Raw genomic sequence first — 19,263 nt, forward strand, 5'->3', positions numbered from 1 at the left:
CCTCGCCCGGGCGACCGGAGGACCTCGGTCGGCGGCCCACCCCGGGACCAACGGGGGACCCTCGCGGGCCGCACGCCGGCGGGCGGGCACGCGGAGGACGGCTCTCGGAGGACGGCTACCCGTCCTGCGGCACGACGTGGGCGCTCCCCTGCGCCGGCAGGGCGGCGCCGGCCTCCACCGCCCGCGCCACCTCCGCCACCCGGTCCCGGAAGACCCGCCAGCGACGCTCGTTGTCGTGGACCAGCCGCGAGGACTCACAACACAGGTCGGCCGCGCGGGAGATCACCTCGGCCGCCGAGTGCACCCGACGGGGGGTGACCCGCGCGCCGGCCAGGTCGGCGCGCAGCGCGCCGGGGGTGAGGTCCAGAGCCTCGAGCATGTCCGCCGCACGGGCCAGCATCTGCCCGAGCAGCGACTGCACGTGCGCCGCGAGCCAGTCGTTGCTGATGATCCGGTTCCGCTCGCCCAGCACGTCAGCCAGTCCGTCCACGTCCAGGACCGCCGCGGCACCCTGCCAGGCGGCTTCCATCGCGGTGGCCAGCCAGCGCCCCCCGGCGACGAAGCCCTCGGCGTCGGCGCGGATCCCGGCGATCATCGCGGTGATCTCCGCCGGCCGCCCCTCCCCCTCGAGGAACAGCGCCCCGTCCAGGGCGATCGCCGCCTCGCTGTTGAGGTCGTCGGCCCCCAGGTAGGGACCGACCACGCCCCGCCGCGGCGTGGGTACGGCGGTGGCCCACCGATCACCCAGGGCCTGCAGCGTGCGGGCGTGCCGCTGCAGCCGCAGCGCCGTCTCCAGCGGGGAGGACGAGTAGAACCGCTCGTGCTCCCGGTGGACCCGCGGCTGGTCGAGGATCGCCTGCAGCACCGGAGACAGGGCCGCCGGACCGGCTCCTCCCGGTGTCCCTCCCGACGTCATGCGGCCACCCTCGCCCACACGCCTCCGCGCGGGTCAGTGCCGTTCGTCCCACGGCGCCCGGGCCCTGGCGCCGCACGGGCCCGGGCCCGCAGGACCATCGTCACTGGTCCGGTCCGGTGGCCGGGGAGTTCCGTGGCCCCAGGCGAGAGCGCGACGTGCGTCGGAGGGACGGCCATGACCACGACAGGGACGTCCCGCCGTGTCGATCGCGGCCGGCCGCTGCTCGGCCTGCGACACCGGCCCGGCCGGCTCGCGCGGGCGGTGTTCCGGTTGCCGCTGGCGGCCTACCGGCACGGCGCCGGGCCGGCGGTGGGCCGCACCTTCCTCGCCTTCACCCACCTCGGCCGCAGGACCGGCCGGCCGCACCAGACCGTCGCGATGGTCCTGCACCACGACCAGGCCACCGGCGAGGCCGCGATCTGCGCCGCCTGGGGACCGCAGACCGACTGGTACCGCAACCTGCGGGCGCACCCCGCCACGACGGTGCAGCCGGGCGGGGCCGCGTTCACCCCGCAGCAGCGCTTCCTCACCGACGAGGAGGCGTTCGACGTCGCCGTGCGGTTCCGCCGCGCGCACCCGCACCGGCTGCGCCTGGTCAGCAGCGTCCTCGGCTGGGGCGACCTGCGCGACGACGCCGCGGTGCGCGGGTTCGTCCGGACCCACCCGTTCGTCGCGTTCCGGCCGGCGGCGCAGTCGCCGGCCGACCTGCCCGGGACCACGCCGCACGGGCACGGTGAGGCCGGCGGCGGCCGGCCGCGCCGCCGGTAGGCCTGCACCGTGCGGTCGGCGTCGACCGCGGTGGCCACGCAGTGCAGCTCTCACGGCTGGGCCGGTCGGCGGCCGGCGGGAGCGGCCGCCGGCTGCTCCAGCCGGGCCCTGACGGCGGCCAGGTGCCGGTCCCACGTCCGGTGCACGTAGCGGCGCAGCAGCGGGGTCAGCGGACGCAGCGGCCCGCGCGGCCGCACATCGGTGCGCACGACCAGCCGCGCACCGGATCCGGCCGCCTCCACGCGGCCCTCGGCGTGGACGTCCAGCCGGGGCGACATGCTGTGCGCGGCCCAGGACCGCGGCGGGTCGAAGCCGGTGTAGGTGACGGTGCTGTCGCCGACGCCGTGCCCGAACCGCATCCGGAACCGTGAGCCGACGCCGACCGGCCCCTCGTCGAGCTGCTCGACCGCGAGCAGCTGCCGGTTCCACCCCAGCTCCTGGTGGGGATCGGTCATGAACGCGAACACCTCCGTGGGTGCGCGGTCGACGACGACGCTGTTCTCGACGACTCGCCGGGCGGCGCGCGGGGCGGCGCCACCGGCCGGCACGGACGGCAGGCGGACGCCGGACCGGGCCGCCTCGACGAGCGCGGTGGCCGACCGCTGCACACCCGTGGCGAGCACGTCGACGTCGTCGACGGCGGCGTCGGCGGTGATGCCGACGGAGAGGGTGCCGGTGTAGGACAGCGCAGCGACGCCCACGGGCACCCCGGCGGCGAGCGGTGCCACCGGCACGGCGTCCAGCAGCTGGGCTCCGGCCAGCCACAGCGGTCGATCGGGGCCGGGCACGTCCGTGACGAACAGGTTGACCCGCCCACCGGCGACGCGCCGCATCCACCGCACCGCCGGCCGCGCCAGGGGCAGGGGCAGTTGCAGGAGGTCGAGGACGTCGCCGCCGCCGGCGCGCAGCCGCTCCTTGCGCCGGGCCGTGTCGGCGTGGACGGCGGCCAGGCAGCGCAGCGGATCGGCCTCGCCGACCGGCAGGCCGACGACCAGCAGGCCGTCCGGCTGACCGGCGCCGCGCGCACCGACCGGCACCGAGGCACGCAGCACCAGGCCGTCGACGTCGTCGCCGCGGCCGGTGAGCAGGTCCCGCAGCCCACCGGTGACCGCGGTCAGCAGGAGGTCGTTGAGGCTCACCCCGAGCCGGTGCCCGGCCTCGCGCAGGTCGGGCAGCGGGAGCCGCACGACGGCCAGCCGGCGCCCCGGGCCGACCCCGCGCGACAGCGAGGTGACCGGCGCGCGGGTACGGAGGTCGGCCGCGGCGTCGGCCAGTTGCCGTCGGCGGCGGCGCACCCGGTCGAGGAGGGGCCGCGGCGGTCCGGCACCGGCGACCGCGGGACCCGGGAGGTTCCGCGCCGGTCCGGGGTTCTCCGCGGACTGCTCCGGTCCGCCGTCGAGCAGGGCCGCAGCGAGGGCCACACCGGCGAGGCCGCCCGCGACGACGTGGTGCACCACGACCAGCACCCCGAACCGCCCGTCGGGCAGGCCGTCCACGACCTCGGCGCGCCACAGCGGCCGGTCGTGGGCCAGGGGGCGCAGGACCGCCCCGGCGCACCAGTGCGGGAACGGCTCCCCGGCCGGCAGGCGGACCCCGGTGACGTGCCTGCCGGCGTCGAAGGCCGGATCGTCGGCCCAGTACGGCCGGCCGCGTCCGGAGCGGGTCCGCACCACCCGGCGCCGCAGCGCCGGCACCCGCGCGACCCGGCGCACGAGCGCTGACCGGACCCGCTCGAGGTCCAGGGTGTCGCCGCCGCGCCGGAACGGGGCGCCGTCGAACTCCCCGGCCAGGGCGATGTGGAACGGGACGGCCGGCTCGTCGACCCACAGGGTCGCCAGCTCACCCGGGGTCAACCGCGTGGGACGCACGGGACACTCCCTCCGTCTCGGGTGCGAGGTCCCGGCCGCGGCGTGGCGGCGGCCCGCGTCGACCGGGACCCGCCGGTGACGCCGACCGGCGAGACCTCGGCGTGGACCACCACGTACGGGCGGCGCCCGGCGCGGGACCGTCTCAGGCCCTCGGGGCCGCGTCGGCGACCTCGCCGAGCGCGCTCGCGAGCCGGTCCCGCGCCTCGGCGGCGACGGGGGCCAGCGCATCCCGGCCGGTCAGCCCGACCATGACGTCGGGGTCCATCGCCGAGACCCGGGTGGCGCCGTGCTCGTCGACCCGGACGACGACGTTGCAGGGCAGCAGCAGGCCGACGTCCGGCTCGGCCTCCAGCGCCCGGTGGGCCAGCGGCGGGTTGCAGGCGCCCAGGATCAGCTGCGGCGGCACCTCCACGCCGAGCTTCGTCCGCAGGGTCGCCGCGACGTCGATCTCGGTCAGCACGCCGAACCCCTGACCGGCCAGCGCGGCCCTGGTCCGCGTGAGCGCCTCGTCGAACGGGAGGTCGACCTCGACCGACATCCCGTACCCCGGGCCGTCCACGACCGGGTGCTCCTGCACCGTCCCGCTCACCGGTGGACCGCGACTTTCAGCGCACCGGAGGCGACCGGGTCGGCGAACAGGTCGTAGGCCGCGGGCACCTCGTCGAAACCGAAGCGGTGCGTGACGATGCGGCCGGCGTCGAGCTTCCCGGCCTGCAGCATCCGCAGCAGCATCGGCGTGGTGTTCGTGTCGACCAGGCCGGTGGTGATGGTGACGTCACGGATCCACAGGTCCTCGAGGTGCAGCGTCGTCGGCTTGCCGTGCACGCCGATGTTGGCCACCCGCCCGCCGGGCCGGACCACGTCCACGGCGAGGTCGAAGGTCGCCGGGATGCCGACGGCCTCCATGCCGACGTCGGCGCCCAGCCCGCCGGTCAGCTCCCGCACGGTGCCGACGACGTCGTCGTCGGGCGAGAGGACGAGGTCGGCACCGAGCTCGGTGGCCGCGGCCCGGCGCGCCTCGACCGGGTCGACGACGACGATCCGCTGCGGGGTGTAGAAGCCGGCGGTCATGATCACGGCCAGCCCGATCGGGCCCGCGCCCACGATGACCACGGTGTCCCCCGGCCGCACCCCGCCGTTGAGCGCGCCGACCTCGTAGGAGGTGGGCAGGATGTCGGCCAGCATCAGCGCCGCCTCGTCGGCGACCCCCTCGGGCAGCCGGTGCACCGAGCTGTCGGCGAACGGGATGCGTACTGCCTCGGCCTGCACGCCGTGGGTGGTGTGCCCGAGGATCCAGCCCGCGCTCCGGCACTGTCCGTACCGGGCCTCCCGGCAGTAGCGACACCGGCCGCAGGCGGTGATGCACGAGACGAGCACCCGGTCGCCGGGACGGACGGTCCGCACCCCGGGGCCCACCTCCGTGACGGTGCCGACCGCCTCGTGGCCGAGGATCGTCCCCGGGGCCACCTCGGGCACGTCGCCCTTGAGGATGTGCAGGTCGGTGCCGCAGATGGTGAAGCCGTCCACGCGCACGACGGCGTCCTCGGCGTCCTCGATGCGCGGATCGGGGACGACCTCCCACGACCGCTTGCCGGGACCGTGGTAGACGAGCGCCTGCATGACCTCTCCTCCCGCTGTCGGAGCACCCAGTCCAGCGCGGGGGACCACCGGACCGGAGTGCCGAACGTCCCGCGTGGCAGGGACGCACCGCCTGCTCGGCGGCCGGCGGGCGCGCGGGACCGACGGCCCGGCCCGGCGGTGCTCTCGGACTCTCCACGCCGCGCCGCCGCCGCCCGACCATCGACGGCACGGGACCCGCACGTGCCCGCTCAGGTCCCGAGGAGGTCCGTCATGACGTCCACCGGCCGCAGCGCCCGAGCACGCCGCCCGGCAGCCGACCCGGCGACGCGGTCGCACCGATCACTCCGCTGGGCCGACCTGAGCCCCCGCCGGAAGGGGGTGCTGCTGGCCCTCGGCTCGGTCCAGCTGTCCCTGGCGGTCGCGGCCTGGACCGACCTCGCCCGCCGCCGCCCCGACCAGGTGCACGGCCGGAAGGCCGTCTGGGCGGCGGTCATCGCCGTCAACTGGGTCGGTCCCCTCGCCTGGTTCCGCTGGGGCCGGCGTCGCTGAGCGGCCCGGCCGACGGCGCCGCCCGGACGGACACGCTCGAGGAGGAGCGCTGTGAGACCCACGTGGAGGGACGCCCTCGCCACCCTGCTGGTCGCCGCGGCCGTCCTCGCCTACGTCGCCCACCTGGTCGGCGACGACCTCCCGCTGCTGCGCGACCCACGGGGCACGGGGGCAGTGGTCCTGGTGCTCGGCGTCGCGGCGGCCCTGGTCCCCGGCCGGGCCGTCCGGCGGTCGCGGACGAACAACCGGGTCGCCCTGACGACGGGTGCGGCCGGACTGGTCCTCGGGATCGCCACCGTCTGGGTGGGCACCAGCGAGGAGCTGCTGTGGTCCACCGTGGCGTTCCCCGTGGTGACCTGGGGTCTCGGCGAGGTGGCTGCCCTCGACGCCTGGCCGCCCACCCGGCGGCAGACCCCGGCGGCCCGGTGACCCGCACCCGGTGACAGGGGCCGTTGGCCCCTGCCCCTCCGGGCAGTGCGCCCGTGCCCGGACCCCGGCGCCCCGTCGAGACTCGACGGCCCCAGCCCGGACACCACGGTCGAGGAGGGCCCATGGACGTCGGTGCGATCGTCAACGGAGCACGGGACGCGATCACCGTGAAGCGGGTGTTCGCCGAGCCCTACGAGAAGGACGGCGTCACCGTGATCCCCGCTGCCAGCATCGGTGGAGGCGGTGGAGGCGGCGCCGGGCACGACGACTCCGGACAGGAGGGGCAGGGCGCGGGGTTCGGCCTGGGAGCCCGTCCGGCCGGGGTGTACGTGATCAGGAACGGGGAGGTGACCTGGCAGCCGGCGGTCGACGTCAACCGGCTGGGCACGGTGGCCGGCCTGGTGCTCGTCGTGCTGCTGGTGACCCGGTCCCGCGTCCTCCGTGCGCAGGTGCGATCCCGCCGTCGCCGGCGCGGCAACTGACCCGCGGGTCCCGGTCCACCCCGCAGCACGGCGGCGGGGGCCTCCGGTCGGCCCGCCTGGAGCGGTGCGTCTCCGCGCACCCACTGCCGGCTCACCGCGGCTGGCGGAACAACCCCCGCCACCGGCGACGGGCGACGGGGCCCGGCTCCCCCGGGCCGTCGTCGGCGACGAGCTCGTAACGGTGCCCGTAGGTGTCGATCACCGCCTGGAACGCAGCGACGACCGGGATGGCGACCAGCGCACCCATGCCCCCCAGCAGGCTCGCGCCGACGATGACCGAGCCGAGGGCGACCGCCGGGTGCACGTGCACCGTGCGCGCGGTGATCCTCGGTCCCACCAGGTAGTTCTCCACCTGCTGGTACGCGGCGCCGAACACCACGACCCACAGCGCGTCCGACGGCTGGCCGGCGAGTGCCACGACGGCAGGCAGGCCGATCGCGAGATAGGTCCCCACGGTGGGGATGAACTGCGAGACCAGCCCGGTCCAGAGCGCGAGCGGCAGCCAGAACGGCACCCCCAGGAGCAGCAGGAAGACGGCCGTGACGAAGGCGCTGAGCAGGGCGAGCAGCAACCGGGAGAACACGTACCCGCCGGTCTTCTCCACCGCGATGTCCCAGACGGTCGCGATGACCCGCTGCTGCCGGGGCGGGAACCGGCGGGAGACGGTGTCCCGCAGGGCAGGTGCCTCGGCGGACATGTAGTAGGCGAACAGCAGGAACGTCAGCGCCTGGAAGACCGCCCCGATCACCGAGGTCACGAACCCGACGACGCCGGGCGTGAGGTCCTGCACGACCTGCTGGACCCGCTCGGGGGTGAGCTGCAGGGAGTCGACGACGTCGTCGGCCTGCAGCGTGGTACCGAACGTCCCGTTGGCCGCCTCCACCACGTCGCGGACGACCTCGGGCAGCGAGCTCACCAGACCCGCGAGCTGGTCGACCAGCAGGGTGCCGAACGCGGCCACCAGGCCGACCCCGACGAGCACCACGCCCAGCATGACCAGGCCGGTGGCGGCCCCGCGGCGCAGCCCCCGCCGGGTCAGGGCGTGCACGGCCGGCTCGATGCTGATCGAGAACATCCAGGCGAGGAACACCAGACCCAGGAAGCCACGCAGGTGGGTGAACGCCCAGCCCGCCACCTGGTAGGCGGCGACGGCGAGCAGCGCCAGCAGCAGGACACGGCGCAGCCAGGGCGGCTCGGCACCCCAGCGGCTCGGGGCATCGCCGTCGGGGACCGGCGGGGACGGGACGGCCTCCGACTCCCGCCCGTCCGCCGCGTCTGGCACGTCGCTCGCCGGCACGTCGGCACGGTAGAGCGGCACGCGACCCCAAAGGCGTGCCGGAGGTCCCGGGACGGCTGCCGCACGTCCCAGGGCTCCCCGTCCCCGGGGCTCGTCGCTCAGCCGCCGGGCGTGGACTGCAGGTCGGTCCGCAGCCGGACGTGGAGCGCCCGGAACGGCAGCCCGTGGGCGCCGGGCTCGGTCCAGTCGACGTGCACGACCTGCCCCGCCCGCAGCGGGCCGCCGGTCACCACGGAGGCCTCGGCCCAGCACTCCCCCGGCGGGTCGGCCAGCTCGATGACGGCACCACCGGCGTCCGCGTCCCACCGGACGACGCTGCCGGTGGTGCTCCCGCTGCGTTCCATGCCGCCAGGCTGCGCCCCGCGGGCGCCCGCGACAAGGCGGTCAGCGGGTGCTGCGCCGCTCGACGACCGCCCACGACGGCTCGGGCCCCGGCGGGTCGCCGAGGACCAGCCGGGCGCAGCGGCGGCCCTGGTCCTGCAGCGACTGGGCGACGGTCGTGAGCCCGGCCGCGGCCGCGCCCGGCCCGTCGTCCCAGCCGGTGACGGCGAGCTCGCGCGGCACCGCGAGCGGGGTCGCGCGCAGCACCGCCAGGGCCAACTCGTCGCTCATGGCCAGCACGGCGTCGGTGCCGGGCGGGATCCGGCCGAGCGCCCGCTCGGCCTCGGCGCCGTCGTTGCGCGCGAGGACCACGACCGGGACGGCGGCCCAGTCCAGCCCGGCGGCGGTGACCGCGTCGCGGTAGCCGGCGAGCCGGGCGCGCGTGACCGGGAAGGCCGCCGACGCCGGATCCGGGCCGGAGGCGACGTGCGGCTCCCGGCGGCGGTCGACCGGGAACGACAGCACCGCGGGCCGGGTCGCCGACCGGACCCCGACCGCGCCGACGGCCGCGGCGGCGGCGCGGTCGTCGACGGTCACCAGGTGCAGCCCCTCGACCGCCGGCCCCCCGTGCACGGCGACCGGCAGCCCCGACGCGGCGACCGCCCCCAGAACCGGGTCGTCGTCCGCCGTGGTCCACACGACGAAGCCGTCGACCGCGGCCTGCCGGACCCGGTCCACGTCGCTGGGTGCCCCCGAGACGGGGATGAGCGTGAGCCCCAGCCCGTGGTCGGTGCAGACGTCGGCGATCCCGGCGAGGAACGCCGTGGCCTGCGGGTCGGAGAACGCGTAGGCGAGGTGCTCGCCCAGCACGACGCCGAGGTTGCCGGTGCGGCCCCGGCGGAGGTTGCGGGCGGCCGCGTCCGGGCCGGGGTAGCCGAGCCGCGCGGCCGCCGCCAGCACCCGCTCGCGGGTCGCCGCGGCGACCCGGTCGGGCCGGTTGTAGGTGTAGCTGACCGTCATCACCGAGACGCCGGCGGCGCGGGCGACATCGGGCATCGTGGTCCTGCGCGACACCGCCGGAGCCTAGCGTGTGTAACGTTACGAGCAATGACGGCCAGTCGACCGGCGTACCTGTCCTTCGCGGCCTTCGGCGCGCTGTGGGGCACCTGGGGAGCCGCCCTGCCGGCGGTGCGGGACGCCGCCGGGGTGGACGAGGGGGACCTGGGCCGGGCCCTGCTCTGCATCGGCGCCGGCGCCCTGCCCGCGATGCTGCTGACCGGCCGCGCGGTCGACCGCCGCGGCGGCCGGGTGGTGGCGCTCGCCCTCGTGCTCATGGCCGTGTGCGGGGTCGCGGTGGCCGCGGCCGCCCGCAGCGGGACGTCGCTGGCGGTGCTGCTGCTGGCGCTCGGCGCGGCGTCGGGCGCGGCCGACGTCGGGATCAACGCGGTGGCCGGAGCGGCCGAGCGGACCGCGGACCGGCCGGTGCTGACCCGGGCGCACGGGGTGTTCTCGGCCGCGGTGGTGGTCTCCAGCCTGGCCACCGGCGCGATCGTGGCGGCCGGGTTGCCGGTGGCCGTGGCGTTCGGGCTGGTCGTCGTCGCCGCCGCGGGAGCCGGGGCGTCGCTGTGGCCGGTGGGACCGACGGCCGGCCTCGGGCCCACCGACCCGTCCTCGGGCGGTCCGGGCGGGCGGGCGTGGGTCCTGCCGCTGGTCGCCGTCGGGCTGGTCGGGGCACTGGGCTTCGCGGTGGAGAACGCCCACCAGAGCTGGGGTGCGGTGTTCCTCGCCGACGAGCTGGCGGTGCCCGACGGCCTGACCGCGGCCGCGCCGGCGGTGTTCGCCACGGTGGCGGCCCTGACCCGTTTCGCGGCCGGGACCTCCCCCCGCCTGCCCGCCTGGCTGCTGCTCACCGCGGGCGCGCTCGCCGCCACCGCCGGGTCGGTGGCGCTGGCCCGGTCGACCACGGTGGCCGCCGCCCTGGCCGGCCTGGCGCTGGCTGCGGCCGGGACCTCGGTGCTCTTCCCCACCCTGCTGCGGGAGTCGCTGCGGGGAGTCCGGCCGGAGGTGCGCGGGCGGGCGACCTCCGCCGTCGCGACGACCGCGTACCTGGGCTTCCTGCTGGGGCCGGTCGTCGTCGGCGTGCTGGCCGACGCCGCCGGGCTGCGGACGGCGGTCCTCGGGGTCGCCGCCCTGGCCGCCGTCACGACCGCGCTGGCGTGGCCGGTCGCCCGGTGGGCCGCGCGGACGGCGGCCCGCGCCCCGGCCGGTGCCGCGCACTGAGCACCAGGCACACCCGTCCCACCCGACCGCAGGGACGTCCGGTCGCGGCGTCCGCCCGCCGATCGGAGGAGCGTGGCCCGAGCGCACCCCTCCGTCCTGATCACCGGCAGCTCCTCCGGCCTCGGCCTGGAGACCGCCGTCGAGCTGGCCGGCCGCGGGTGGCAGGTCGTGGCCTCGATGCGCGACCCGCAGCGGCGGACGGCGCTCGACGCCCGGGCACGGGAGGCCGGCCTCGACCCGCTCGACGTGGTCGCGCTCGACGTCACCGACCCGGACTCGGCCAAACGGGCGGTCGAGGAGACCCTCGAGCTGACCGGCGGGCGGCTCGACGCGCTGGTGGGCAACGCCGGCACCGCCTCGGGCGGCGCCTTCGAGGACACCGACGAGGGCGAGTGGCAGCGGGTCCTCGACACCAACCTGCTCGGCGGCATGCGGCTGGCCAAGCTGGTGCTGCCGGTCATGCGGCGGCAGCGGGCCGGGCGGCTGCTGTTCGTCTCCAGCGACTCGGCGCGCTACGGCAACCCGGGCCTGTCGCTGTACTGCGCGTCCAAGTGGGCGCTCGAGGGCTGGGCCGAGTCACTGGCCTACGAGGTGGAGCCCTTCGGCGTACGGGTGGTCCTGGTGGAGCCGGGCAACTACGACACCGCCATCTGGTCGACGACGCCGCGCGTCACCGCGCCGGACAGTGCGTACCGCGGCCTCCTGGAGGCGGTCGAGCGGTTCGTGCAGGACGAGCACCTCCCGCGCTCCCGCGACCCGCGCGAGGTGGCCCGGGCCGTCGCCCGCGCCCTGGCGGCGGACCGCCCGCCGTTCCGGGTGCCGGTCGGCCCCGACGCCCGCCTGGCCGCCGTGCTGGGACGGCTCCCCTACCGGGTGACGGCCACGGCGGTCCGGCGGCTCACCGGCCTGCACCGCTGGCGGCCCTGACCGGTCCGCCTCACCCGCTCGCGACCGGGGCGCCGTCCCGGACCGCCCGCAGCGCCTCGGCGTAGGCGGCGGGGTCGACGTCGCCGAGCAGCAGCCGCTGCAGGAGGAAGCCGATCACCGTGGAGAACATCGCCGCGCCCAGGTGCAGCGGGTCGGCGCCGGCCGGCAGCCGCCCGGCCGCCTGCCCCCGCCGGGCGACCTCGACGAAGTACCCACGGATGGTGCGGTAGGCCCGGTCGACGACGGCGTGCACCGCGGGGTTGCGCAGCGCCTCCCCCCACGCCTGGACGGCGACCCGCGTGACGTCGACCGGCTCGCGTGCGGCGACGTCGGCCACCATCCGGACCGCGGCGGCCACCGCGTCGACCGGGTCGGGTGCGGCGTCCTCCTCGAGGAGCGCCTCGAACCGGACCGCCGCCTCCCCGAGGATCCGGTCGACGATGGCCGCGATGAGCTCGTCCTTGCTGCGGAAGTACCGGTAGACCGCGCCGGCCGACATCCCGGAGGCCGCGATGACGTCGGCCATCCCGGTGGCCTGGAAGCCGTTGGCCGCGAACCGGGCGGTGGCCGCGTCGAGGATCTGGTCGCGGCGGGCGGCGAGGTGGGACTCGGGGACGCGGGGCATGCCTCCAGAGTAAAACGAACGACCGTTCTTGACGAGTGCGGGACTCCGGAGCACACTCGGCCAGGTAAGCGAACGGTCCTTCGTTTTACAGGAGCGGTCCCCATGTCCACGTCCGCACCACCGCCTCCCGCCCGCAGGTCCGCCACGTCCGCGACCGCCGCCGTCGCCGTCGTCGCCGTCCTGCTCACCGTCGTCCTCACCGCCTTCGCGTGGCCGGCCGTCCGGTCGGCGCCGCACGACCTGCCGCTCGCCGTCGCCGGGCCCCCGGCCGCCACGGAGCAGGTGACCGCAGCCCTCGACGCCGCGGCGCCCGGCGCCTACGACGTCCGTCCGCTCGACGGCGAGCCCGCCGCCCGGGCGGCCATCGAGGACCGCGAGGTGTACGGCGCGGTGGTCGTCGACGCCGGCGGGCCGCGTCTGCTCGTCGCCTCGGCCGCCTCCCCGACCGTCGCGAACTCCCTGCGCCAGGTCGCCACCGGCCTCGGGGCGGCGACCGGGACACCCGTGCCGGTGGAGGACGTCGTCCCCGCGCCCGAGGCGGACCCGCGCGGAGCCGGGCTGGCCGCCGCCGCGCTGCCCCTCGCGCTGGGCGGCATCGTCACCGCCGCCCTGACCTCGCGACTGGTGCGCGGCCGCGCCCGGCAGGTCGCCGCGGCGCTCGCCGCGGCGGTGGCCGGCGGCATGGTCACCGCGACCGTGCTGGGCACCTGGCTCGGCGCGGTCGAGGCCGGGTGGTGGACGACGTCGGCCGTCGTGGCGTTCGGCATCGCGGCGACCGCCCTGGTGCTGCTGGGCCTGCACGACCTGCTGGGCACGCCGGGACTCGCACTGGGCGCGGCGACGACGGTCCTGCTGGGCAACCCGCTGTCCGGTCTGGCCGGCGCGCCGGAGCTGCTGCCGGGCGCCTGGGGCACGGTGGGCCAGTGGCTGCCGCCGGGGGCGACCGGGACCCTGCTGCGCGCCACCTCGTGGTTCGACGGCGCCGGGGCGGGCTCCGCGCTGCTCGTGCTCACCGCCTGGTGCCTGGCCGGCCTGCTCCTGCTCGGCGCCGGCGCGGCCCGCGCCCGCCGGGCCCGGCCGGACGCACCGGCCCCCGCCGCCCGGGAGGCCGTACCGGTCTGACCGCCGTGCCGGCCGGGACCGCGAGGGACATCCTCGGGACGTGCGCCGCCCCTCCCCCCTGGTCTCCTCCGCCGTGCCCGTCGTGCTCACCGCGCTGGTGGGCACGGCGGGCACCGACGTCGGCTCGGACTGGTACCGGCGGCTGGACACGCCGCGCTGGCAACCGCCCGGCCCGGTGTTCGGGATCGTGTGGACGGCGCTGTACGCGCTGGTCGCCGTGGCGGGGACCCGCACGCTGCGGCGGGCCGCCACCGACCGGCGGAGCTGGTCGGGCGCCTTCGCGGTCAACCTGGTGCTCAACGCCGGGTGGCCGTGGGCGTTCTTCCGCGCCCGCCGGCCGTGGCCGGCAGCGGCGGAGGCGGCACTGCTCGCCGTCTCGACCGCCGACCTCGCCCGGCGGTCGGCGCGGATCGACCGGACGGCCGGGCTGGCGCTGCTCCCCTACGCCGCGTGGACGGCCTTCGCCACGGCGCTGAGCACCGAGATCGCCCGCCGCAACCGGGGCTGAGCGGCCACCCCGTGGCGGGAGCAGCGGACTCGACGCGCGGGCTCCCGTAGACGGGGCGGAACCGTCCGGGTCACCATGTCCCACCCGGTCGTCCGGCAGCTCAGGGGGGAGCGCAGTGGACAGGTCACGGCGAGGGATCCGCTCGGCCCGCCTCATCCCGGCTGTCGGAGCGAGCGCCTGTGCGCTCGGGGTGGCGGCGGCCCTGTCCGCGACGTCGGCCGTCCCCGGCGCGGAACGGGGCGGAGAGGACACCGCGCCGGCCGGCGACGTCTACCGCCCCACGCCCGAGCCGGCATCTGGCGCCGGGCCGCTCGCCCTGCCGAGCATCGGCGTGCTCGCCCCCGGGTTCGAGGAGGGGTGGGCACCCGCGCCGCCGGAGGCGCCGGTGGTCGACTGGGCGGCCCTGGTGCCCCAGGACCCGTTCCCGCCGTTCACCGAGGACCTGGACCGGTACCTGCGCGCCGAGGCGACCGCCGGGACGACGACCGCTCCCGCGGCCGGTCTCCCGAGCACGCCGGCGGCCGCGCCCTCGACCGGGACCTACACCACGTCGCCGCCGTCGCCGACCGCTGCGCCGTCCACCGCGGCACCGTCGACCACGCCGTCGACCACCGCGCCGTCGACCACCGCGCCGTCGACCACCGCGCCGTCGACCACCGCGCCGTCCACCACGGCACCGTCCACCACGGCACCGTCCACCACGGCACCGTCCACCACGGCACCGTCCACCACGGCACCGTCGACCACGGCACCGTCGACCACGGCACCGTCGACCACGGCACCGTCGACCACGGCACCGTCGACTGCGGCACCGTCCACCACACCCACGGGGTCGACGACGCCGTCCACCACACCGCCGCCGTCCACCACGCCGGCGCCACCCACCACGCCGCCGACCACCACGCCGCCGACCACACCGCCGCCGACCACACCGCCGCCGACCACACCGCCGCCGACCACACCGCCGCCGACGCCCGATCCGACCCCGGAACCCACGCCGGAGCCCACGCCGGAACCCACGCCCGAGCCCACCCCGGAACCCACGCCCGAGCCCACCCCGGAACCCACGCCGGAGCCGACCCCCGAGCCGACACCGGAGCCGACGCCGGAACCCACGCCCGAGCCCACCCCGGAACCCACGCCGGAGCCGACCCCCGAGCCGACACCCGAGCCGACGCCGGCGCCCCAGCCCGCTCCGGCGCCGGCGCCGGCGCCCGAGCCCGCTCCGGCGCCGACGGCCGAGCCCACCGAGCCGGCGTGCGAGGTGCCCGCGCCCGCGGACCCGGCGGCCACCCCGCCGCCCCCGCCGGCGACCGACCCCGTGACCGGCGAGCCCGTGCCCTGCACCCCGGCCGAGCCCGCGCCGGCCACTCCCTGACCCGGGCGCGCTACCGGCGCAGGTCGGTGGCGTACCAGACCTCGCGCAGCCGGTGGCCGGCCCACTCGCGCTCGAGCACCTCACCCGTCGGGCGCCAGCCGGCCCGCTCGTAGAACGCCCGCGGACCGGTGTTGCGCTCCTCGGTGCGCAGCCGGGCGCGGTCCCACCCGGCCCGGCGGAGGCGGTCGAGGACGGCGGCCAGCAGCGCGCGCCCCGTGCCCCTCCCCTGCTCGACGGGGTCCACGTAGAGCAGCGTCACCTCGCCGGTGGCGTCGTCGGCCCGCGCGAAGCCGACGACGGCGCCGCCGCGCTCGGCCACCAGGAACCCCGGCGCGGTCACCCGCTCCCGCCACAGCGGCACGTCGGGCTCGGCCAGGACGTCGCCGAGGAAGGACGACCAGGCCGCCCGCCCCGCGCGCGCCTGCACCGCGGCGACCGCCGCCGCGTCCCCCGGCTCCGCCGGCCGGATCACCACCTCGTCCACCGCGGCAGTGTGACCCCGGCGAGCGGGCGCGGGTCCGCCCGGACGAGGATGAGCCGTGCCCATCGACGTCACCACCACCTACCCCGCCGACCCCGAGCGCGTCCTCGCCGTCCTCACCGACGAGTCCCTCCTGCGCGAGGTCGCCCAGGCCCTGGAGGCGCAGGTGCAGGAGGTGTCGAGCCGCACGGAGGGAGCCGGCACCACCACGCGGATGCGGCTGTCGGCGCCCACGACGGGCATCCCGCCGGTCTTCGCCCGCTTCGTCGGCAGCACCGTGCCGGTCTCGCAGGTCACCACCTGGCGCCCCGACGGCGACGGCGGCTACCGCGGCGACCTCGACCTGCGCGCCGAGATCATGGGCCGCGAGGCCCGGGTCACCTGCGCCCGGCGGCTGACGCCCGCGGACGGCGGGACCCGCGCCACGGTCACCGGCGACGCGAAGGTCGACGCCCCGCTCATCGGCCGGCAGGCCGAGGCGGCCGTGCGCGACCTGGTCACCCAGGTCGTGCTGCGCCGCGAGCACGAGGTGCTGCAGCGCCGCCTGGGCGAGGGCGGCTGAGCGTCACCCGGCGAGCCCGGCCAGCGCGCGCACTAGCACCTCGCGGGTGTCGGCCGGGTCCACGACGTCGTCCACCTCGAACGCCGACGCGACGTTGAGCGCCCGCCCCTGCGCGTAGGACTGCGCGACCAGCTCGGCGAACCGGGCCTCGCGGGCGTCGGCCGGCAGCGCCTCCAGCTCGCGCCGCGCCCCGAGCCGGACGGCGCCCTCCAGGCTCATCGGCCCGAACTCGCCGGTCGGCCAGGCCAGCGTGAGCAGCGGGGCCTGCAGGTCGCCGCCGAGCATCGCCATCGCCCCCAGGCCGTAGGCCTTGCGCAGCACCACCGCGAGCAGCGGCACCGGCAGCTGCGCCCCGGCGACGTAGAGCCCGCCGAAGCGCCGCACGGTGCCGGTGCGCTCGGACTCCGGGCCGACCATGAAGCCGGGGGTGTCGACCAGCGACACCACCGGCAGCCCGGCCGACCCGCACAGCCGCAGGAACGCCGCCGCCTTGTCCGCCGACTCGCCGTCGATCGCGCCGCCGAGGTGCCGCGGGTCGTTGGCCAGGAACCCCACCGGCCGCCCGCCCAGCCGGGCGAGGGCGGTGACGATCCCGCGGCCGAACGCGGGGCGCAGCTCCAGCACGCTGCCGGCGTCGGCGAGCGTGGTGACCACCGGCCGCACGTCGTAGCTGCGCACCCGGTTGGCCGGCAGCGCCGTCCGCAGCGACCGCTGGTCGGCGGCCTCCCCCGGCTCGACCCGCCCGGCCAGCAGCCCGACCGCGCGCCGGGCGGCGGCGACCGCGGCGGCGTCGTCGGCGACCACGACGTCGACCACGCCGTTGGCCGCCTGCACCGCCGTCGGCCCCACGTCGCCGGGAGCGACGACGCCGAGGCCGCCGGCCTCGATCATCGCCGGGCCGCCCATGCCGATGCTGCTGTCCTCGGTGGCGACGACGACGTCGCAGCAGCCCACCAGCGCGGCGTTGCCGGCGAAGCAGTACCCGGAGACGACGGCGACCGTGGGCACCCTCCCGGCGAGGCGCGCCATCGTGGTGAACGTCGGGACGTCGAGCCGGGAGAAGCCACCGCCGTCGGTGTCGCCGGGCCGCCCGCCGCCGCCCTCGGCCACGAGCACCACCGGCAGCCCGCGCTCGGCGGCGACCTCGAGCAGCCGGTCGGTCTTGCGGTGGTTGGTGCGGCCCTGGGTGCCGGCCAGCACGGTGTAGTCGTAGACCAGCACCGCGCAGGGGACGCCGCCGACCTCGCCGATGCCGGTGACCATCCCGTCGCCGGGGGTGCGGGCGACCAGCTCCGCCAGCGACCGGCGCGCCCGCTGCGCGGCGATGCCCAGCTGCCCGTACTCGACGAAGGTGCCCTCGTCGACCAGCGCGGCCACCGTCTCCCGCGCGGTCATCCGCCCGGCGTCGTGCCGGCGGGCGACCACGTCGGGCCGGGCCGCGTCGAGGGTGGCGGCCCGCCGCTCGTGCAGCTCGGCGAGCTCGGGGCGGACCGCGTCCGGGTCGTCCTCGCCCGGCCTGCCGGCGGCGTCGTCGACCTCGCCGGCGAGGACCCCGCCGAGCACGGTCCCCGCGGTGACGACGTCACCCACCCGCGCCGTCAGGCCGGTGACCACGCCGGCGACCGGCGCGGCCACCACGTGCTCCATCTTCATGGCCTCGAGCACCAGCAGCGTGGCCCCGGCGGCGACGGCGTCGCCCTCGGCTGCGGCGACCTCGACCACCGCCCCCGACAGCGGTGCGGTGACCGGCAGGACGCCGTCGACGGCGGGCCCGGTGGGGTGCTCCGGGGCCGGCTCGGGCACCAGCTCGGCCAGGCGCGCGTCGACCAGGTCGGTGTCCGCCCGCCCCTCGGCGACCTCGGGCAGGGCGACCAGCGCGGCGAGCAGGCCGGCGGTGGTGGGCACGCCGGCGACGTCGAGCTCGGCCAGCGCCCGGGCGGCGCCGGCCAGCGCCCGCGGGAGGTCGCGGTCGTGCACGACGACCTTGGCCAGCAGTGAGTCGTAGCGGGGGCCGATCTCGGTGCCGGGCACCGCGGCGGTGTCCACCCGCACGCCGCGCCCGGTCGGCGGGACGAACCGCTCGAGCACCCCGGTGCCCGGCCGCACGGTGCCGTCGGGGAGCAGGGTCTCGGCGTTGACCCGCGCCTGGACGGCGGCGCCGCGGACCGGCGGCGGGGTCTGCAGCCCCAGGCCGGCCAGCGTCGCGCCCTCGGCCAGCCGGATGCCCACCTCCGCGAGGTCGAGGCCGGTGACCTCCTCGGTGACGGTGTGCTCGACCTGCAGTCGCGGGTTGACCTCGAGGAAGGCGACCTCGTCGCCGCGGACGAGGAACTCCACCGTCGCCAGCCCGCGCAGGCCCGCCGACCCGCACAGCGCCGTCGCCCACGCGGCGAGGCGGCCGCGCAGGTCGGCGCCGAGCGCCGGCGCGGGCGCCACCTCGACCAGCTTCTGCCGGCGCCGCTGCAGCGAGCAGTCCCGGTCGCCGAGGACCACGATCTCGGCGCCGTCGCCGGCCACCTGCACCTCGACGTGCCGGGCACCGGTGAGCAGCCGCTCGAGGTGGACGGCGCCGACGCCGAAGGCCGCCCGCGCCTCCGACCGGCAGCGCTCCAGGGCCGCGGGCAGCGCGGCGGCGTCGTGCACGGGCCGCATGCCGCGCCCGCCGCCCCCGGCGAGTGCCTTGACCATCACCGGGCCGCCGGCCAGGAAGGCCGCGGCCTCGTCGGGGCCGGGGTCGGCGCCGGTGGCGGCGAGCACCGGCACGCCGAGCCCGGCCGCGCGGTCGCGGGCACGGGTCTTGTCGCCGAAGAGCGCCAGCACGCCGGCGTCCGGGCCGACGAAGGTGAGCCCGGCGTCGGCGCAGGCTCGGGCCAGCCGCGGGCTCTCGGCGAGGAACCCCCAGCCCGGGTGCAGGCCGTCGGCACCGGCGCGCACGGCCGCGCCGACCACCGCGGCGACGTCGAGGTAGGCGGCCGGGCCGGTGCCGGGCAGCCGGACGGCGTCGTCGGCGCGGCGCACGTGCAGGCTCCCGGCGTCGTCCTCGGGAGCCACCGCCACGGTGGACAGGCCCAGCGCGGCCGCGGTCCGCAGCACGCGGACGGCGACCTCGCCGCGGTTGGCGACCAGCAGCCGGGTGACGCTCACGGTCGCCGGAGTCTAGGGAGCGCGC

Annotated in this window: 20 protein-coding genes; 9 read left to right on the forward strand and 11 right to left on the reverse strand. The window is 77.8% G+C overall.

Going from position 1 to position 19,263, the window contains the following annotated elements; genetic code table 11:
• Window positions 1-115: 115 nt before the first annotated feature.
• On the reverse strand, window positions 116-865 hold the full coding sequence (locus ACI79O_RS12735) for a hypothetical protein (RefSeq protein WP_456914327.1): 750 nt from the start codon (window positions 863-865) through the stop codon (window positions 116-118).
• A gap of 225 nt (window positions 866-1,090) precedes the next feature.
• On the opposite strand from ACI79O_RS12735, the gene ACI79O_RS12740 reads away from it, so the two are divergent.
• On the forward strand, window positions 1,091-1,684 hold the full coding sequence (locus ACI79O_RS12740; RefSeq protein ID WP_456914328.1) for a nitroreductase family deazaflavin-dependent oxidoreductase: 594 nt from the start codon (window positions 1,091-1,093) through the stop codon (window positions 1,682-1,684).
• 50 nt (window positions 1,685-1,734) lie between these two features.
• Here ACI79O_RS12740 and ACI79O_RS12745 read toward each other — a convergent pair whose 3' ends face one another.
• From ACI79O_RS12745 to ACI79O_RS12755, 3 genes are all read right to left on the reverse strand, one after another.
• The gene (locus ACI79O_RS12745; protein WP_456914329.1) at window positions 1,735-3,552 is read right to left on the reverse strand and encodes a wax ester/triacylglycerol synthase domain-containing protein; all 1,818 of its coding nucleotides are present in this window, start codon (window positions 3,550-3,552) and stop codon (window positions 1,735-1,737) included.
• 142 nt (window positions 3,553-3,694) lie between these two features.
• A complete protein-coding gene (locus ACI79O_RS12750) occupies window positions 3,695-4,111 on the reverse strand; it encodes a DUF302 domain-containing protein (protein ID WP_456914330.1) in 417 nt (138 codons plus the stop codon).
• Between the two features lie 26 nt (window positions 4,112-4,137).
• Window positions 4,138-5,172: an alcohol dehydrogenase catalytic domain-containing protein gene (locus tag ACI79O_RS12755; RefSeq protein ID WP_456914331.1), complete on the reverse strand. Its 1,035-nt coding sequence runs from the start codon at window positions 5,170-5,172 to the stop codon at window positions 4,138-4,140.
• 231 nt (window positions 5,173-5,403) lie between these two features.
• Between ACI79O_RS12755 and ACI79O_RS12760 the strand changes: the two genes are divergently transcribed.
• The 3 genes from ACI79O_RS12760 (at window position 5,404) to ACI79O_RS12770 (ending at window position 6,593) form a co-directional block, all read left to right on the forward strand.
• Window positions 5,404-5,682 carry a PLD nuclease N-terminal domain-containing protein gene (locus ACI79O_RS12760; RefSeq protein WP_456889282.1) on the forward strand — a complete coding sequence of 93 codons (279 nt, stop codon included), beginning with the start codon at window positions 5,404-5,406 and terminating at the stop codon, window positions 5,680-5,682.
• Between the two features lie 51 nt (window positions 5,683-5,733).
• Window positions 5,734-6,111, forward strand: a complete 378-nt coding sequence (locus tag ACI79O_RS12765; RefSeq protein WP_456914332.1) for a hypothetical protein — start codon at window positions 5,734-5,736, stop codon at window positions 6,109-6,111.
• 122 nt (window positions 6,112-6,233) lie between these two features.
• Window positions 6,234-6,593 carry a spore germination protein GerW family protein gene (locus tag ACI79O_RS12770; RefSeq protein ID WP_456889279.1) on the forward strand — a complete coding sequence of 120 codons (360 nt, stop codon included), beginning with the start codon at window positions 6,234-6,236 and terminating at the stop codon, window positions 6,591-6,593.
• Window positions 6,594-6,684: 91 nt separating this feature from the next.
• Here the strand turns inward: ACI79O_RS12770 and ACI79O_RS12775 are convergent, their stop codons facing one another.
• The 3 genes from ACI79O_RS12775 to ACI79O_RS12785 form a co-directional block, all read right to left on the reverse strand.
• Window positions 6,685-7,890, reverse strand: coding sequence for an AI-2E family transporter (locus ACI79O_RS12775; protein ID WP_456889277.1), 1,206 nt, complete (start codon window positions 7,888-7,890; stop codon window positions 6,685-6,687).
• A 98-nt stretch (window positions 7,891-7,988) separates the two neighbouring features.
• A complete protein-coding gene (locus ACI79O_RS12780) occupies window positions 7,989-8,234 on the reverse strand; it encodes a hypothetical protein (protein WP_456889275.1) in 246 nt (81 codons plus the stop codon).
• Window positions 8,235-8,274: 40 nt separating this feature from the next.
• The gene (locus ACI79O_RS12785; protein ID WP_456914333.1) at window positions 8,275-9,285 is read right to left on the reverse strand and encodes a LacI family DNA-binding transcriptional regulator; all 1,011 of its coding nucleotides are present in this window, start codon (window positions 9,283-9,285) and stop codon (window positions 8,275-8,277) included.
• A 33-nt stretch (window positions 9,286-9,318) separates the two neighbouring features.
• Here ACI79O_RS12785 and ACI79O_RS12790 point away from each other — a divergent pair, with 33 nt between their 5' ends.
• Both ACI79O_RS12790 and ACI79O_RS12795 read left to right on the forward strand, forming a co-directional pair.
• A complete protein-coding gene (locus tag ACI79O_RS12790) occupies window positions 9,319-10,491 on the forward strand; it encodes an MFS transporter (RefSeq protein ID WP_456914334.1) in 1,173 nt (390 codons plus the stop codon).
• A 72-nt stretch (window positions 10,492-10,563) separates the two neighbouring features.
• A complete protein-coding gene (locus ACI79O_RS12795) occupies window positions 10,564-11,418 on the forward strand; it encodes an SDR family NAD(P)-dependent oxidoreductase (RefSeq protein WP_456889269.1) in 855 nt (284 codons plus the stop codon).
• 10 nt (window positions 11,419-11,428) lie between these two features.
• Here the strand turns inward: ACI79O_RS12795 and ACI79O_RS12800 are convergent, their stop codons facing one another.
• Complete coding sequence (locus ACI79O_RS12800; protein WP_456889268.1) at window positions 11,429-12,043, reverse strand: TetR/AcrR family transcriptional regulator; 615 nt, start codon at window positions 12,041-12,043, stop codon at window positions 11,429-11,431.
• Between the two features lie 102 nt (window positions 12,044-12,145).
• Between ACI79O_RS12800 and ACI79O_RS12805 the strand changes: the two genes are divergently transcribed.
• Both ACI79O_RS12805 and ACI79O_RS12810 read left to right on the forward strand, forming a co-directional pair.
• The gene (locus ACI79O_RS12805) at window positions 12,146-13,165 is read left to right on the forward strand and encodes a hypothetical protein (protein ID WP_456914335.1); all 1,020 of its coding nucleotides are present in this window, start codon (window positions 12,146-12,148) and stop codon (window positions 13,163-13,165) included.
• Window positions 13,166-13,205: 40 nt separating this feature from the next.
• Window positions 13,206-13,673 carry a TspO/MBR family protein gene (locus ACI79O_RS12810; protein WP_456889264.1) on the forward strand — a complete coding sequence of 156 codons (468 nt, stop codon included), beginning with the start codon at window positions 13,206-13,208 and terminating at the stop codon, window positions 13,671-13,673.
• Window positions 13,674-14,213: 540 nt separating this feature from the next.
• On the opposite strand, the gene ACI79O_RS12815 is transcribed toward ACI79O_RS12810, so the two are convergent.
• Together ACI79O_RS12815 and ACI79O_RS12820 are read right to left on the reverse strand one after the other, a co-directional pair.
• Window positions 14,214-15,044: a hypothetical protein gene (locus ACI79O_RS12815; protein ID WP_456889262.1), complete on the reverse strand. Its 831-nt coding sequence runs from the start codon at window positions 15,042-15,044 to the stop codon at window positions 14,214-14,216.
• A 17-nt stretch (window positions 15,045-15,061) separates the two neighbouring features.
• Complete coding sequence (locus ACI79O_RS12820) at window positions 15,062-15,535, reverse strand: N-acetyltransferase family protein (protein ID WP_456889261.1); 474 nt, start codon at window positions 15,533-15,535, stop codon at window positions 15,062-15,064.
• Window positions 15,536-15,590: 55 nt separating this feature from the next.
• On the opposite strand from ACI79O_RS12820, the gene ACI79O_RS12825 reads away from it, so the two are divergent.
• A complete protein-coding gene (locus ACI79O_RS12825) occupies window positions 15,591-16,094 on the forward strand; it encodes a DUF2505 domain-containing protein (protein WP_456889260.1) in 504 nt (167 codons plus the stop codon).
• A 3-nt stretch (window positions 16,095-16,097) separates the two neighbouring features.
• On the opposite strand, the gene ACI79O_RS12830 is transcribed toward ACI79O_RS12825, so the two are convergent.
• Window positions 16,098-19,238: a carboxyl transferase domain-containing protein gene (locus ACI79O_RS12830; RefSeq protein ID WP_456914336.1), complete on the reverse strand. Its 3,141-nt coding sequence runs from the start codon at window positions 19,236-19,238 to the stop codon at window positions 16,098-16,100.
• Between the last annotated feature and the right edge of the window lie 25 nt (window positions 19,239-19,263).

Source organism: Geodermatophilus sp. SYSU D00696, assembly GCF_054050235.1.

What these genes read in the sequence shown, in the direction of transcription:
- ACI79O_RS12800 (WP_456889268.1), bottom strand. Translation starts at nt 12,043, where the DNA reads ATGCCCCGCGTCCCCGAGTCCCACCTCGCCGCCCGCCGCGACCAGATC.
- ACI79O_RS12780 (WP_456889275.1), bottom strand. Translation starts at nt 8,234, where the DNA reads ATGGAACGCAGCGGGAGCACCACCGGCAGCGTCGTCCGGTGGGACGCG.
- ACI79O_RS12770 (WP_456889279.1), top strand. Translation starts at nt 6,234, where the DNA reads ATGGACGTCGGTGCGATCGTCAACGGAGCACGGGACGCGATCACCGTG.
- ACI79O_RS12790 (WP_456914334.1), top strand. Translation starts at nt 9,319, where the DNA reads ATGACGGCCAGTCGACCGGCGTACCTGTCCTTCGCGGCCTTCGGCGCG.
- ACI79O_RS12755 (WP_456914331.1), bottom strand. Translation starts at nt 5,172, where the DNA reads ATGCAGGCGCTCGTCTACCACGGTCCCGGCAAGCGGTCGTGGGAGGTC.
- ACI79O_RS12760 (WP_456889282.1), top strand. Translation starts at nt 5,404, where the DNA reads ATGACGTCCACCGGCCGCAGCGCCCGAGCACGCCGCCCGGCAGCCGAC.
- ACI79O_RS12740 (WP_456914328.1), top strand. Translation starts at nt 1,091, where the DNA reads ATGACCACGACAGGGACGTCCCGCCGTGTCGATCGCGGCCGGCCGCTG.
- ACI79O_RS12805 (WP_456914335.1), top strand. Translation starts at nt 12,146, where the DNA reads ATGTCCACGTCCGCACCACCGCCTCCCGCCCGCAGGTCCGCCACGTCC.